Below are 16024 nucleotides of genomic sequence, written 5' to 3'. Positions count from 1 at the left end.
TTTGATATAAAAATAGTCGTTGAGCTTAATGACGAAAAACACTTTCCACCACGTAAAGTAGTTCGATTATGCTAAAAGATAATAGTAAGATATTCAGTACATGAATATCTGTGTAATGAGATGCTATCTAATGAAATGTATTGCAGAAAAAATTAGCCCTACACAAGCAGAAGAGCAAGCATTAAAAGCAGTAGGTCACGAGCTAAAAAACGATAGTGTTAGCGTGATTTCGTTTATTAATGCCCACGCCTATACAATGGCCAATAATAACAGTAAGTTTAGAGATTGTTTACTAGACGCTAGCATACTGTTCAGAGATGGTATTGGCGCAAAAATACTATTAAAAAAATACGGCAAGCCCGTTGGCTATAACGCTAACGGTACCGATTTAATACCGTTAATCCTAGACCGTTTCAAAGGGAAGTCAGTATGTTTTATCGGAACAGAGTCTCCTTACATAGAGCAAGCCTCATCGAGCTATAAATCAAACGGTCACAATGTTAAAGCTTTTATAGATGGCTTTCAAAGTAACGAAAAAATGTTTGAGTTTGTAGAGGCACATCAACCCGAAATATTAATACTGGGCATGGGTATGCCGAAACAAGAGTACTTTTCAGCATTCCTACAGCACAACTATGAAAAGCCATTGGTTGTAGTGAACGGCGGCGCCATATTTGACTTCATTGCAAATCGTTTTACGCGCGCCCCCTCTATTTTTAGAAAACTTAATTTGGAATGGCTTTATCGTTTAATGAATGAGCCAATTAGATTATTTAATAGATATGCTATAGGTATACCGAAGTTTTTCTGGATATTACGGAAAAATATGAAACAAGAAAGATTAGGTTGATATCAACCTAATCATTCATTGTCCCGCTTCGTTCTCACCCAGTTTTTTTCACGATTTGAAACAAAAGTGCGATAAACACTAAATTTGCTTAGAACAAAAGGAATCAGCCCTTTTAGTTGTGCTGGTGGTAATATTTTTTTCCCATATTTAAACCATACGCAGGCAATTGCTAAAGCAAAAATAGAGATACACAGCCCTATGACTGCAGACCAATAAAAACCGTCGAAAATTGCGGCGATAAACGAGACAACTAATGTAAGAATTGTGAGTATTATCCACATAATAGTTGGGGGAATTGCTGCATCTAATGCCTGAAAAAACAACTTGAAGTTTAGCTGTTTCAAGCCTTGCAGCATCATACTTGGCATTTTCTTTACAACAGATAGATGGCCATGTTCCCAACGCTTTCGTTGGTTTTCGAGCCCTTCATTATTCTCAGGAAATTCACTCGTCACTAAAGCACGGGGAACAAAAGTCACTTCTTCCCCCCCTCGCACTATGTGCAAACCTAGCTCAAGGTCTTCAACGATACTGGAAGATGCTAAAGAGTATTTATTTAAGACTGTCTTTGGAAAAGACATACCAGAACCTTGAAGGTGACAGCTGATTCCTAGCCTTTTTTGGCCTAATGGTCTCACCCAATTCTTTATCAGCCAGGTAAACTCACTGATATTGAGCTTTATGTTGTCTTTATTCGGCGATCTCATTAAATAAAGGGCCTGCGCGACGCAATTTTTAGTTTGTGACACCGTTAGTAACGTATGTAAACTACCTTCACCAAACAAGCAATCAGCATCCATAACAACAACGGTAGCAAACTCAATATCATTTTTGGTTAAGTAATCGACCCCGTATTGCAATGCATGACCCTTACCTACTAATTCTAAATTAGTGCGTTCGATGCAGATAGCTCCAGCATCTCGACTAACAGCAGCCGTACTATCTGAACAATTATCTGCGACAACCAATATCACGTCGCCTTCTTTGACCTCTTTTCTTGCAGACATTATTGTCTTTGCAATACCTAATTCCTCATTATGTGCCGGAATTAGCACCACGCATGGAAGAGTATTGTTCCTGTTGTTTACTTCAACCGAGTTACTGTTTCGAAGACCTAGAAATAGCTGTAAAGAAAGAAAGGCTGATACAAAAGCCACGATAAAGAAAACAATATCTAGTAGGATCATTTATTCTTTTGCTCCAACCAGCACAGCTAACTTTTCAGCTTCTGTCGTTATATTATGTTCTTTCTTCACCGCTTCGAAAGCTCTTTTTCGAACTGCATCTAACTCACTTTGACTCAATTTGGTAAACGCCACTAATGCGTCTTCGAGTGAAGCAACGGAACCAGGAAACACCAAAAAGCCTGTGACCTTATCGACTACAAGCTCTGGTATACCTGCAATAGCCGTACTAATAACAGGCACACCTGTAGCCATAGCCTCCATAATAGCCACGGGTAAACCTTCGGCAAAACTAGGTAACAGCATTGCGTCACTTTTACTGAGTAACTCTTTAATTTCGATGCTATCAACCCAACCCGTTATGGTTACATTTTCTTGCAGATTGTGCTGCTTAATGAAAGACTCTATTTCTGCTCGCATTTCGCCATCACCAGCTAAAGTAAGGTGTGCTTTAAAGCCAGCATTAATAAAGCGAGAAAATGCTTCTAATAAAAGTAATTGCCCTTTTTGCTCACATAAGCGACCAATGCATAAAAAACGGTATTCGTCCCCTTCCCTATTCGAGTTTAAAGTTTGCTCATTAAAGAAGTTATCCTCAAGACCGCAGTGGACAATCCCTACTTTTTGCCAGTCTTCACAATCAGCCCAGCGGAAAAGCTGCGATTTACAATAATTAGTTATCGCTATCACTCTGCTCGCGTATTTTATTTTTTGGTTTAGGTTAAGTGTTAAAGGTTTGTCAAACTCTTCAGGTCCATGAACGGTAAAGCTGTAAGGTACGCCACTAATAATGCTTGTGTACATGGCTACTTCCGCCGGATTAGTACCAAAGTGCGCGTGTATGTGATCTACGTCACTTTCTTTGCAGACTTTCGCAACGTTGCAGCTTTCCACCAAATAAATTAAATGAATTAGCAAGCTCTGCTTCGATGCAGAATGCATTTTAAATAACACCTTTAAAGCTTTAAGAAAGCTCTTTGGATTTTCTATAATTGCACTAAAAACGTGCTTTAATAATTCAAATTTGGGTTGTTTCAACACGTAGTGCGTTTTTTCATACTCTGTGAAATCAACTTTGCTCATGTCGTTCGGATCATCAGAACGCATAGCAACCCTTAAAATTTCTATACCATTCTCTTCATGCGACATTATTTCTCGTCTAATGAAGGTATGGCTTACTTTAGGGTACTGGTTAATAAGATAAAGAATCTTCATTTAAGTAAAGTCCTTTTAACGACTTGAGCGACCTTTCTAAAATGACCACCCTTGAATATTTTAAAAAGTTCGGAAATCCTGATATCGATCTGAGGGTAACCGCTATACATAGTAGCTAACAAATGAGACTCTTCTGAGCGCGTTAATGGCTGAAGTTTATTCATCAATCGATTGAATGCAAAACGAATCTTGTTAGCAGGTTTGCCAGTTATTCTTTCGCCTTCGTGGTTCTGAATTTGGATATAAGAACGAGTGTTTACATTTAAGATATCTCCGTAATGATTAGATAACCGCAACCAAGTATCCCAGTCTTGTAGTGCTGGCATCTGTTCATCGAAGCCACCTACCGCTTTCAAATAAGAAGTTTTGGTGAACACTTGGTTACCAACTACATTACCTTTTCTCAACTTCTGGTAAGTAGCTACTTTGGTATCATAACACGCTACTGGACCACTAATTCTATGCTCTACAACACTATCAAACAGCGCAGAGAATACTTTTTTATTTACTGTATATTCTTGCCATTTCTTAATAAATGTTTCTATTCGCCATGGTTCAAAGTAATCGTCGTCATCTAATCCAGATATAAATTCTCCTTTAGCCATTGAAATTGCTTTATTTCGACCGTAACACGCTCCTTTCGATTTGCCGGTTGTATTGAGAATTGCGGTTAAAATACCTTGCTCATGCATTTCCGTTAGGTACTCTTGACTGCCGTCCGTTGAGCCATCATCAGCTACGATAAGTTCAATTGGAGAGTGGGTTTGATTCAAAACTGAATTAATCGCCCGCTCTAAAAGCTTTCTACGATTATAGGTTGTGATATACACAGTAACTAACAAGTTTTATCCTTAATTCATGTTTTATAATTGTGCAAACTTCTACTCCATATCTTAACAGAGCTTACACAGAGTATTGCAGAAGTTTAACCGCCATCTACTTCTAATGGGGCGAAATAGCTTGATGTTAAAACAACAAATTTATCGAGCAAATACCATGCCTCTAATAACGACTAAAAGTTACTTGGAGTTGAAGCTAGAATAGGATAAAACGATATCGAACGTGACTTTCGCTGACCAGACTACTTCAGCTTGTTCTAATTTACCCTCGACACCGATCAAAAAAAGCCCGCACTAACTTAGTGCAGGCTTTAGTGTTGGTCATCGGCCCCCCGGTTGGAAGCCTCAAACATAACTATCTTTTTCTTCTAAAAAGAAGGAAACCGAATGCAGATAGCATTAATGCACTAGTCATCGGAGCTGAGACTTGAGTGATATTCGACGTATCTGGTGCACCGCTTATACTTAAATTCGTAGGGGTATCAATAGTTTCAAATAACACAGAGCTTACGCCTTGCTCGTCAAAAGTATAGAACACTAAATTATCAATACCAGATAATGCATTGAACACGATATCAATAGACCAAAAAGGGTCGCTCAAACCGCTGAATATAAGACCGTCTGTTTTATCTGCTGCATAGTTAAATAAAACATTAGTACCTGTTGGCATCTCAGCAGAATCGTCTGCAAACGTGACTGCGCCAACCGTGCCAGAGATGTCAAAGTCTGCACTGCCAGCATCGCCACCGAGCCCACCGAAAATTAGAAACAAAGCGGTGTCGGTAGCTGTTTCTGCCATAAATGCCACAACTGAGTTTGCTCGCTCCAAACCAGTATTCGCAGACCAAGTGTTGCCGTTATCGAAATTATAAAACTCTTCAAACGTTGTAGACAATTGCAAAGCATCGGCCTCAAAACCATCTACTGTTATTAGACTAGCAGAAGCCATTGAAGAAGAAAGCAACAATAAACTACCAACTAGAAATTTCATTTTTTTCATTTTTTAATACCTTAATGAAAGTTGTTATTTTGTTCCACCTAACCCTCGTCAAGCAAAATAAATGCCGGATTTTATTCATTCTTTTTATCTTTGTACAACAACGGGTTACATCTCAGACCTAAAGCTTTGCTAATCAAGTGACTTTGTAAAATTAAAAATGTAAAATTTCCTGACAGACAATGGTACTATGATAATCCCTCGCACTGAGCAATTGTTAGTTTTCACTCAATTTATCGGATATAAAAACGGACTCGTCTTCATTGAGAAGCGAACAGTTTCTTTTAGCTAATTTCAAAACTCTTTGTGGCCAGTCTATCTCACTCCATCTAGCTTGCATTTCACTTGGCGTTGGAATTTTAGATTGCCCACTAAAAGAGCTTCCTCCGCCTTGTGTACTCATTTGCGGAGTAGCGTCAAACTTCAGTTCAAACTTTTTGAGAAAGCGTTGCCTGTAGGAATTTTTATTAACTAACCAGTCATCGAATGACCAACAACAATAGCCAGTACCTTCACTTTGACTGTATATCCAATTCAACTTCGAGAAAAAGGGCTCATCTATAGCCATGTCACCACGATCTTTACCTTTCTGAGCTTGGTCAATAGCCCTTTTAAGCCTTGAAGCTACTAAATTAAGAGTGCTGCGTTTAATGACCACCGTTGTTGCCTTATGTGGAAAATAAGGGTCATATTTTCCACGCGGAACATAATCTTCGATTGAAATGATCACATTGCTAGCGTTTGAGATTGCTTGTTTCGATTCAAAAATTAATTTTAAAAAAAACTTTAGTCCATAAAAATTAGCTTCATTGAAAAAAATCGATTTCTCACTTTCAGATACAGATACGCGATCGCCTTTCAACTCTTCAAAAGAAGTTTCGGTTTCTTCGAGTGCATTTAATAACCAGTTAATAAAGGCATGATTACCGCTCCTGCGCATTCCGCAAACAACAAACACTTTTTTGTTTTTGAATTTCCAAGAAACTAGCATGTGTGCTAGTCGCAAAAATAGAACATGAATACTATTCGCAATAAATCGTTTAGAAGTCAATTTCTTCATAAGCTATATGACCTTTCCATTGAATTAGCACTAATCTTACAATGAGAATTTACATATTATGCCACCCATTTTTTATACACAACAGGTGGTAGATAATTCAGTAAACTATTCTGAAATTACCATCGCTGTATCAAATCTTGATACTGGTAATACGACCTCTTTTTTTTAACTATAAAAAATCCAGATACAATAACATACATCAACGCACGCAGTGAGTCCGCTTTCTCCTTACATATTGTCGTATATAAATTCTTCTTAGTGGAATAAAGGCTCTATGTTTTGGGTAGCAATATAAATTTAATGTGTGGAATTTCCGACAGCTATCGTATCATCTTGAATTTTCTATCTGCTCGAATGCTCAAAAAGCACTCAATGTCATTGGCTCATCTATTAAGCAGAAGTAACTTTCTACCAAAACCGCATCTTAGCTTTAAACTCAGTAGAAACGGCATACTAGGCGAAAGAGTAAAGTACATTACAGATAAAGAACTTAAAGGCACTCTATTTATCTGGCAGGGCCCCTTAAATATTCTAACAATCCTTCTTTAAACCTATCCGCTTTTTCGGCGTTGTAATAATCTGTTGTTTTTAAATGCTACAAAGCCCAAAGAAAGGACTAAATTACTTTCTATAACCCTTTTGAAAAATAGTGGTAACGTTAAACTTAACAAAAACGCCACTGTAGCCTTAATGATAGTGAGAACAATGTCCTCATTTTCAAAACTTAATCTTCTATACACAGAGTTATCAATAATACTATGAAATAGTAGAATGTATAAACTTGCAGATCCTAACTTAGAAGGAATGTAGCTAAGCCATGGGCGCATATTTATTATTACAGAAATAGTCAATATCAAATAAATACCACATAAAGCAGCTATCATAGCAAGAAAGGGACTTGTAAAAATACGTGCGTTTAACGAGATATTAGCATTTGTAAATTCACTAATGAAAATAAACAGTAAAAAGCATATAAACGCAAAACAAATATTAGTACTAAATGTGACTATGTATCTTTTAAAAAGCGCCCCTGCTAAAAAAAACGATGATGTCAAAAAGAGGATATCAGCACTAAATGGTAACCCAGGAACAACGAAACTTACGCCGAAAAATGTAAACTCTTTTTCCATGAACATATCAATAGAAACACTACCTAAGACAACAAGCGAAATTATTACAATGAATTGTAGATAAGTTGATAGTTCTTGATAGTACAAACTCTTATGTAAGACGTAGCAAAAAAAGTACACTAAAAACAAGTGAGGTAAAAACCAAAGTGGGACCCAAGACCACCCTAAAGATCGTTCTAGTGTTAAACCGTTACCGTAAGCCACGTAGGCTATGTTGCGTAATAGACTTCCATCATTCAATAAAAAATAGCTACAAAGTAAAGCAATAGTTAAGACAGTAGCGTACGGTTTAAGCAGTGAATCAGCTTTTTGTAGAATAAAAATAGTTGGTTTCAATGAAGTTGAAAAAAAAAGACCTGACAAAAAGAAAAACAATGGCATTCTCACTAACGATAAAGGCTCTGTAATAAAATAAATATAAGGCGCCAATTGACTATGAAGCAATACTACCAGTGTTATAGATATTCCTTTTGCTATATCTATATGTTTAGCTCTATCCGTTCCCATAGTTACAACTTTTAATTTTTTAAAATTTGTCCGATTGTGATTTACGATGCTTGCCTAAATAATAAAGTCTCGTGCACAAAACGTAAATCCTACATAAATCAGAATTAGCGTTTTATTTTATTAAAGGAAATAGTGCGAATAAGTTTCCTAATAAACGCTTTTAGAAACATTAAGCCTCCACTTAAAGATTTAAGCTTTACAACTGACATGAAATACTTCTTTAACCCTTTTGTTTTGCTACTTTCGTAAATTTCATTGCAATAACGAATAATATAGATATCGTGAGATAGCTTCATTTCATTTAATACATTTGGGGTATAATTAAAACGCGTATAACATGATGAGAGCTCAATGTTGTTTCTAAGAGCAGCACAATGGCTCCAAAAATGGAGCTTGAGGTCACCAGATAAATTATTTCCGTGACTTTGTTTAATCACTAAAGGTTCGTTGACAGCAAAAATAGCACCATGCTGCGAGTACCTCAATATAAAATCAAAATCTTCCGAGTGATTGAGTCTTACATTAAAGCCACCAATTTTTAACGCTATTTCACGATTAAAAATTATGGTTGAAGCGGTACCGACAAAGTTTCTCCTTAAAAAGGACAACTGGAAATTTTCTTTCGAAAAGTTATTTACCGTACAAACACTAATATCGCTATACCCTGAAAATGCCCTACAATTCTCAATTTCATTGTCCAAATAATAATCGGAAAAAAGGAAAGCGTCGTAGTTCTCGCACTTTTCATAATACAAAAGCTGCATTTCTATTTTTTCACTTGCCCAAATATCATCAACATCGAGAAATGCGACTAGGTCACCCGAGCTCTTTTGGAGACCTAAATTCCTTGCTGCCGAAACACCTGAATTACATTGCTTGAAAACCTTTATTGGGACTGGAGAAGTTTTACTAATAGCTAGCGATATTGCATAGCTACTATCTCTTGAGCCGTCATCCACTACTATTATTTCGTCGACTTGGCGTGTTTGTCGTAAAATAGAGGTAATAGCGTCATTCAAAAAATCTTCACCGTTGTATACGGGTATGACGACACTCACTGAAATACTCATTCCTTTCCCCATCGTTTCCATTGTATAACTTTTTGAATATTCAACTTAGTAAATTCCTTAGTTAAGAACCTTTTCTCAAAACGCTACCTCTTTTCGTTCCATATTTTTGTTTCAAGCAATAAAATACTACTAACGCCAAACCTCCTTGCATTAGGACAAAAATTGCTACGTTAATATTCTTGTCAGCAACATCTATTTTAGAAGAAAGCCAATAAAGAGAACATAATGCCGTTCCAGTTATTAATACGGGCACTAACAAATTTGCATAATAATAATACAATCTCACTTTAATAACTTTGCTCATTATAAATGGCTGAAATAGCCCCCTAGAAAAAACGAGACTTATAGTCATAGCATACCCAGCTCCCAAAACTCCAAAATATTCAACTAAAGGGTATATTATCGCTAATAAAGTTATAATTTCTAACAAACATAAAACCATCAGTGTTTTATTTTTATCATTGGAAATTAGAAATGAAACGCATGGGCCCTGAACCGTTGCAACGCAGAAACCAATAGCTACCAGCTTCACAACCTCTGAAGTAAATTGAGGAACCTCGCCAAGCCAAGTAATAAGAAACCAATCGCCAACTAAAATTATGTTAAAAAATATAACAGCGGATAACGTTGTAGCACAGATTATACTTATAAAAAACTTACTTATTATAGAGTCGCTTGTCTCATTTGAGATACTACTAAAATATGGAGTCAACAAATAATTAAGAGAAATAGACGCTTGCACATAAACCTCCATCAATCTACCAGCTATTCTAAGCGGGACAATCGCTACCACACCCAAAACAAAACCACTAACAATAATTAATGCATTTTGACGCACGTAATCGTTAACGCTTAGAAAAAAAAGTTTACAACCTCTCTCAGCCACATATGCAAAAGACCTCATAGAGCACATGCTGATGTCTAGATCTTCCAACAGTCCTGATTTTACAGACAGCAAGAAGAGTAGCAATAATTCTAAAAGTGAAGTCATTGCAAAAATAAAAGCAACGACAACAACTGAAGAATCAAATTGTAATGAACCAATAACTAATACGCTTCGAAGAATGTTAATAAAAAGGCGAACACTATTTAAGCGGCCAACTTGAAAGCTACCAGTGAGATAAGCATGAAATACACCGGTTAGGTAAAGAAAAAGAAAATTGCAGCCTATGAGAAGTAAAACTAGAGTAAAAGCTTCTGTGCCTTCAAACTTCAAGCTGTCGTGTTCAACACTGACAGCAACAGCTACTAAAGCAAAGAAAAAAACGGTAAAAATGAGGGCCATAACAACAATAGCCGTAGAGAAGTACGAGACGTTTTTGCTATCACCATTTCTCAAAACAGGTACGAGCTTTGAAACTATAGAACCGAGCCCAAACTCAAAAAGTTTAACATGAGCTAAAATTGCGAATAGTAGGGACCAAGTGCCGAAGTCTGCCTCACCAAAATGTAATAGCATTTCACGAAAGACAATAAGCCCAAGGAGAATCTGCACTATAACATTTAACAAATTATATAGCGCACCTGTTACTAAAACTTTTAACATTTATACCTGCTTTTATCTTTTTCAGCCGATCCAGCTAATTACGTTGTTCTTTCAATTGCATTTGTTTTCGTATTACGTAGCGACCACTTTATACGAATGGAAAACCTTGATTTCATCTAAATAAAATTAAAGAGTTAACTTTATGTAAAAGATTGTTTTCTCTGTAGGACATTTTCTGAATTAATTAACAATGCTAAATTCAAAAATATCTCTAACAGTAATCGTAGTCTTTAATAATGGCAAGTCATTATATTTCTATTTTAGGAAGCTTTTTCAATGATTAGATTTTAACCTAATTTCTCACAGAATTTTAATTTTCTTTCAGTTGGAGAGGAAGTCATCTTCATTTTGGTTTAAAAACGCAGATAGATAATGAGCGTAGCTATCGTCGTTAGCCGAAGTATCCCTACCCTTTACCTTCCAATTAAGCTTAAATATTTTGGTTTCTAAAGTTATTTTCTCAAACTCAACTGGATCAAATTTTTTGTCAAAATTTTTCTGTAAAAAGTAAACATCAGGGTTATTTTTGGCTATAGAGTCTACGTCGACTGATACTCTAGGAATATTTTCATAGGCAATATCAACTAAATAGTCCATCAGAAAATAGTCGACTAAACTATCATATTTACTGTAGTAGCGTTTAAACGCATCTGACAAGAACATGAACAAAGGGTGTGCCTTTTCAGCTCCAATACAAGAGATTGACCACCTACCATTGGACACAAAACGAGTCTGTGTACCGTGTTTTAAGGTAAAGAAGCGTGAGTTCAACTCGTTTTCTAGGTCAGAAGTGATAAACATAGTAGCGTCTAACCATAAACCTCCATAGGTTTTAAGCAGTTCCACTCGCAATACATCAGAAAACTGCTGTATAGGTATAATACCTTCTTTAAATTTCTTTTCGATTACGGGGTGAATTTTCACGAAGTCTTGATAGTTATTTTTATCCACAAAAATAACTTTTCTTTCACGACAATTCATTTCAATTGATTTGAAACAGTGTAAACAAACATCAGGTAATCTATCTTCTCCGTCCCACCAAAAGTACCAAATAGTCGGATTTTCAACAATTTCATTTTGCTGCAGATTATTGTAGTTATCAAAATTAAAATCTAATGAAGAAACTAGTTTATTTTTAATCGCCGTGTGCTTCTTAACTTCTAATACGGATTTTGCATTAGAAGTTTCGCTTACTCTATTACTAATAAATTTCCAGAAAAACACAGGGAGCCCAAAATGCTGTATTCTCCTTAAGATATTCCTAATCACTTTTCATTATCCGTTTCACAAAAATATAAGACAAACTTTTTTAATTCTAACAGTTGTCATCCAAAAAATTACGATTTATTTATCCAATCAATATGGCTAGTAATCTTTTTTTTGACGCGCTTCTCCAACATCGCACAAGTAGCACCTAAAAGTAGCCACAAATACCAACAGTAAGAAAGGTAAAACAAAATATTGTCCGAGTAACAAACAACCATATATGAAGATATTAAAGCCAAAAGCACACTATTCCCTTTGGGGTCTTTCGCAAAGCTTTTTAAATGCTTAAGCAATATTCCAACTAAAAGCACAAGGTAAAAGAATAGCCCCACGAAGCCCATATCAAATGCTATCTGAACATATGCATTATGTGCATCAAACCCATGACTTTCTTCCATCGTGAAGAAATCTAAAAAGTAGTAAGCGAACGTGTTATAACCGTGTCCAAAGAAAATCTTGTTCTGTATGAATTCCCAAGACGAGAGCCATACCACCTTTCTCCATGCATAAGAGTTTAGTTTTTCTCCACCCGAATCCGTCATTTGAGAGTCAGATGCTAAGTCCGCAATTCGGTCTTGGACAAATGGCAAAAACAATGCCAAAACACCGATGCAGCACATCAAGACAACATATTTCCTTTCATACAAGACACCGTATATAAAAAATATGGCGAAAAATGCGACCCATGCGCTGCGCGTCTGCGTGGCAATCAAGCAAATTGCACTTAAAGGTATAAGGGCAGTGCATAACCGGATAAATCTTTTCGAGAAAAAGACTGTGTTGGATTTAATGCTATAAAAAGATACTGCCGCAATTAACACTAGGTAGAATGCATAAATATTTGGGTGACTAAAGGTGCCGTGAAGCCTGAAACCATGCCTTGTCGTACTGGTTTCTGGAAAAGCAAATTGAACAATGGATACTGCGAACGGTATAGAACTCGAGTAAATGATTAATTTTATTATCGATTCAAGATCTTCCCTAGACCGCACGAATGTGTAGGCTAAAGAAAAAATTGCAAAATAGGTAAGAACAGAAACAAATGAGCGAAATGAAGTGACTGGAATAGGTGAAATAACAATAGAAATTAACCCTACCACGAGGAATCCAGCCCAAAGTTTTAGAACGCTTGCCGGTATAGAACCTCTGTTTTGCAGCAGGCCACCAAAAAAGAAGACAATAACCGCAAGATTAAGCAGCGCACCGAAACTGATACCGCCAAAATCCGTCATTTTCAATATAGGATCAAGTGATGCTCTTGTAAGCAATAGCAAGTAGATGACGGGTGAAAATATGTAAAGTGGGCTTTTACGAATGATCATTAGTGAGCACTGTTTTTGATAGTTCCATAGCAGCGTTGATAAACAACTCCATTTTAGCGGTTGCAAAATACAAGTTATGCGAGCGGGATGCAAAACTTTTTGCAAGTTTCGAGCCGTAAGCAAGTTTTAAGCAGTTGAAGCGCTTTCTTATGAAAGTTTATGTAGAGAACTCACCTGTAGTACGCTGTGCAAAAAACATTAGCATTCACCTTTCTGATTGGACGAAGCGCTTCAATTTGGCAGTTTTTGTGTATTTTCAATGCACTTCTTTTTGCTTATCAGTATTATTAACTACAAGAACGTAAAATATAATAAAGTTTTGCACATTATTGAGGCATTTTTATTAAAGCTAGTGTTTATCAAATTCATGCATTTATTCATTTGAAAGGGCTTCATGTATCCCTTGCGTTTGTATGCGCGCTATTTGCCTTATATTTGCTATTTGCACCGGTATTGGTTGCTCAGCAAAGCACAGTATTCACTGAACAAGTTTATTTAAGGATAAGATCTACTTACGGTTCTGAGGCTAGCGAAAACGTTGCTAAATGGCGACAACTGGTTAATGAACTACAAAGTGAAGACCTAGACGAAAAGCTTTACGAAATAAATCGATTTTTTAACCGTTTTGATTTTGTAGACGACCTTGTTCACTGGCAGCAAAAAGATTATTGGGCAACGCCAATTGAATTTATTTCAACCGGTGCCGGCGATTGTGAAGACTACACGATTGCCAAATATTTCTCTTTAATTGAGCTTGGTATTCCAGAACAACAGTTGCGACTAATGTATGTGACTGCGTTAGAATTGCGCCAACCTCACATGGTATTAGCGTATTATGAAACCCCAACCTCTATTCCACTTGTTTTGGATAATATAAACAGGCGTATTTTGCCTGCCAATAAAAGAAGAGATTTGTCGCCTATTTATAGCTTTAACGGTAACGGACTGTGGGCTGCTAAAGCTATGGGCACTGGCCGCAAACTTAGGGGAAGCGGCCCAATGAAAATGTGGGACGACATGGTAGAGCGGCTAGACCGCGTTATGTACGGAGATAAACAAGAATAATGAGACTATCTACCCAATTAAGTTCAAGCTTACTCGTTTTTTTAATACTGGTTTTTGCTGGTTCTTTCATAATAAACGTTAAGCTAACCAGAGAATATGTAAACGAGCAGCTTGCTACCCACGCGCAAGATACCGCAACTTCATTAGGGCTTTCTGTTACGCCCTATTTGGGTGACGCTAACGGCCTGATTGTGGCCGAGACCATGGTAAATGCTATTTTCGACAGAGGGTTCTATCAGTATATTACCATTACTGACATGGAGGGGAACCTACTGATTGAAAGACGTAACCCAGATACTGTCGATACGGTTCCAACCTGGTTTACTGATATTGTAGAAGTTACTCCCCCCGTTGAAAAAACAGAATTAAATGATGGTTGGACGATGGCGGGTGAACTCGCGGTTCAAAGTCACCCAGGCCTTGCCAATGAAACTTTATGGGAAAGCGTAAAACAAAGTGCGTTTATGTTCTTTGCTGCTTTTGTTTTTGCCTATATTGCGTTGCTTTTTATTATTACTGCAATTACAAAACCGCTTCGCATTGTAGTAAACAAAATTGAAGATATTCAAAACCAAAAGTTTTCCCACATTAACTACAAACCGTTTACCAAAGAACTTTCTTTTATAACCCAGGCAGTAAACAGGCTTACTACTTCTGTTGAAGTTATGTTTAAAGAACTAACACAAAAAGCCGAACAGTTCAGAATTCAAGCTTTTGAAGACAGCCTTACTGGTGTGCAAAACAGAAACGCTTTCACACGCCATATGAATGCGCTACTTAGCAAAACTGCCACCTCGGATGAAGGCTATGTCATTTTAATACGCCTTGCACAACTAAACGCTATTAACATGACCTTAGGCGCTCAAGATGGCGATAAGTATGTTACTGGTGTAGCTGAAGAGCTTAAAAATTTCTCATCTAGCATTCAAGAAACATCATTTTTGTTTAGGATATCGGGCGCTGATTTTGTATTGGTGACAGAGTCGATGACTAAGCAAGATTGCGAAGCCCACATAAACGTACTCTGTAGTACCCTAGCACCTTGCAACCCACTTAAAGATGGCAGTAAAGCAGTATGGATTGGTGCTGCGCAGTTTAATGATGAACAGTCTTTTTCTGAAATTATGGAAAATGCCGACAGCGCACTGATGGCTGCGACCAAACAACCTCACGGCTGGCAGTTCGCTTCTGAGCTTTCTCATATTCACAGTAACACAGCGTGGAAAGAGCGATTAAACCAAATTTTAGATCAGCAATACGCCGATATACTTATTCAGCCTGTAATGAACGTTGACCAGAACACGCCCGCTTATTTCGAGGCCTTCGCACGATTTAAAGACAAAGATACTGGCAACCCTATCCCTATGTCGCAATTAATTCCGGCGTCAGAGCGCTTGAACTTAATTCCAGAGGTAGATAAGTTGGTGGTAAGCTTAGTTCTTAATAAACTGGCAAAAGATAAAAGGAATGTTGCAATTAACATCGCAAATGCATCTTTAGCCAGTGGATCGTTTAGGCAATGGCTGTTAGGTTTGCTGAACCAAAATGAAGCGCTGTGCACTTATTTGGTCTTTGAATTAGAAGATTCAGCGTTAATTCACCACAAGAACGATGTAATATCATTTTGTAAAGCGCTAGTTAATTTAGGCTGCAAGATTACGGTTGAACATTTTGGAGACAATCTTGCATCATTAGTTGGGTTAAGGGCTATTCAGCCTCATTTTGTAAAAATTTCCGGCAAACTTACGAAAGATGTTCACTCAGACAAAGATAGTCAGTTATTTGTAAGTAGTTTATTAAGCATTGCTCGCGGGTTAAGCATTAGCATTATTGCTGAACTTGTCGAGAACGAAGCCGAGTCGATTGCACTATCGCAACTACATGTTTCGTATCAGCAGGGCTTTTACTTTGCCAAACCTTCGTTATGGCAGGATTAGTAAGCCTAAAATGAATAGATGTATAACAAAAACGAG

13 protein-coding genes are annotated in these 16024 nt (G+C 37.1%); 3 read left to right on the top strand and 10 right to left on the bottom strand.

All coding sequences use genetic code 11. The annotated features are described in order from the left end of the window. Positions 1–130: 130 nt before the first annotated feature. Positions 131–850 (top strand): WecB/TagA/CpsF family glycosyltransferase, encoded by a 720-nt coding sequence (locus tag AWH61_RS05135; protein ID WP_075176371.1) that lies wholly within the window; start codon positions 131–133, stop codon positions 848–850. An 11-nt stretch (positions 851–861) separates the two neighbouring features. Here AWH61_RS05135 and AWH61_RS05130 read toward each other — a convergent pair whose 3' ends face one another. The 10 genes from AWH61_RS05130 to AWH61_RS05085 form a co-directional block, all read right to left on the bottom strand. Continuing rightward, positions 862–2037, bottom strand: a complete 1176-nt coding sequence (locus tag AWH61_RS05130; RefSeq protein ID WP_075176370.1) for a glycosyltransferase family 2 protein — start codon at positions 2035–2037, stop codon at positions 862–864. After that, on the bottom strand, positions 2038–3249 hold the full coding sequence (locus AWH61_RS05125) for a glycosyltransferase family 4 protein (RefSeq protein ID WP_075176369.1): 1212 nt from the start codon (positions 3247–3249) through the stop codon (positions 2038–2040). It lies immediately after the preceding gene. Beyond that, positions 3246–4091: a glycosyltransferase gene (locus AWH61_RS05120; RefSeq protein WP_075176368.1), complete on the bottom strand. Its 846-nt coding sequence runs from the start codon at positions 4089–4091 to the stop codon at positions 3246–3248. The genes AWH61_RS05125 and AWH61_RS05120 overlap by 4 nt, the downstream gene beginning before the upstream one ends. Positions 4092–4443: 352 nt before the next feature. Further along, a complete protein-coding gene (locus AWH61_RS05115) occupies positions 4444–5088 on the bottom strand; it encodes a hypothetical protein (RefSeq protein WP_075176367.1) in 645 nt (214 codons plus the stop codon). Positions 5089–5302: 214 nt separating this feature from the next. Continuing rightward, the gene (locus AWH61_RS05110; RefSeq protein WP_075176366.1) at positions 5303–6145 is read right to left on the bottom strand and encodes a hypothetical protein; all 843 of its coding nucleotides are present in this window, start codon (positions 6143–6145) and stop codon (positions 5303–5305) included. 551 nt (positions 6146–6696) lie between these two features. Continuing rightward, positions 6697–7782 carry an acyltransferase family protein gene (locus AWH61_RS05105; RefSeq protein WP_075176365.1) on the bottom strand — a complete coding sequence of 362 codons (1086 nt, stop codon included), beginning with the start codon at positions 7780–7782 and terminating at the stop codon, positions 6697–6699. 104 nt (positions 7783–7886) lie between these two features. Beyond that, positions 7887–8873 carry a glycosyltransferase family 2 protein gene (locus AWH61_RS05100; RefSeq protein ID WP_075176364.1) on the bottom strand — a complete coding sequence of 329 codons (987 nt, stop codon included), beginning with the start codon at positions 8871–8873 and terminating at the stop codon, positions 7887–7889. A 40-nt stretch (positions 8874–8913) separates the two neighbouring features. Continuing rightward, positions 8914–10398: a lipopolysaccharide biosynthesis protein gene (locus tag AWH61_RS05095; protein WP_075176363.1), complete on the bottom strand. Its 1485-nt coding sequence runs from the start codon at positions 10396–10398 to the stop codon at positions 8914–8916. 321 nt (positions 10399–10719) lie between these two features. After that, positions 10720–11622, bottom strand: a complete 903-nt coding sequence (locus AWH61_RS05090; RefSeq protein ID WP_075176362.1) for a capsular polysaccharide synthesis protein — start codon at positions 11620–11622, stop codon at positions 10720–10722. A gap of 113 nt (positions 11623–11735) precedes the next feature. Next, the gene (locus tag AWH61_RS05085; protein WP_075176361.1) at positions 11736–12986 is read right to left on the bottom strand and encodes an O-antigen ligase family protein; all 1251 of its coding nucleotides are present in this window, start codon (positions 12984–12986) and stop codon (positions 11736–11738) included. A gap of 435 nt (positions 12987–13421) precedes the next feature. On the opposite strand from AWH61_RS05085, the gene AWH61_RS05080 reads away from it, so the two are divergent. Then, the gene (locus AWH61_RS05080; RefSeq protein WP_075176660.1) at positions 13422–14051 is read left to right on the top strand and encodes a transglutaminase-like cysteine peptidase; all 630 of its coding nucleotides are present in this window, start codon (positions 13422–13424) and stop codon (positions 14049–14051) included. After that, positions 14051–15988 (top strand): bifunctional diguanylate cyclase/phosphodiesterase, encoded by a 1938-nt coding sequence (locus tag AWH61_RS05075; RefSeq protein ID WP_075176360.1) that lies wholly within the window; start codon positions 14051–14053, stop codon positions 15986–15988. Before AWH61_RS05080 ends, AWH61_RS05075 begins: the two co-directional genes overlap by 1 nt. The last annotated feature ends 36 nt before the right edge of the window (positions 15989–16024 follow it).

It is taken from the genome of Alteromonas sp. W12 (assembly GCF_001924945.1).
Classification (GTDB): Bacteria; Pseudomonadota; Gammaproteobacteria; order Enterobacterales; family Alteromonadaceae; genus Alteromonas; species Alteromonas macleodii.
The sequence above is the reverse complement of the archived record's forward strand: the minus strand, read 5'-3'. Positions and strand labels throughout refer to the sequence as shown.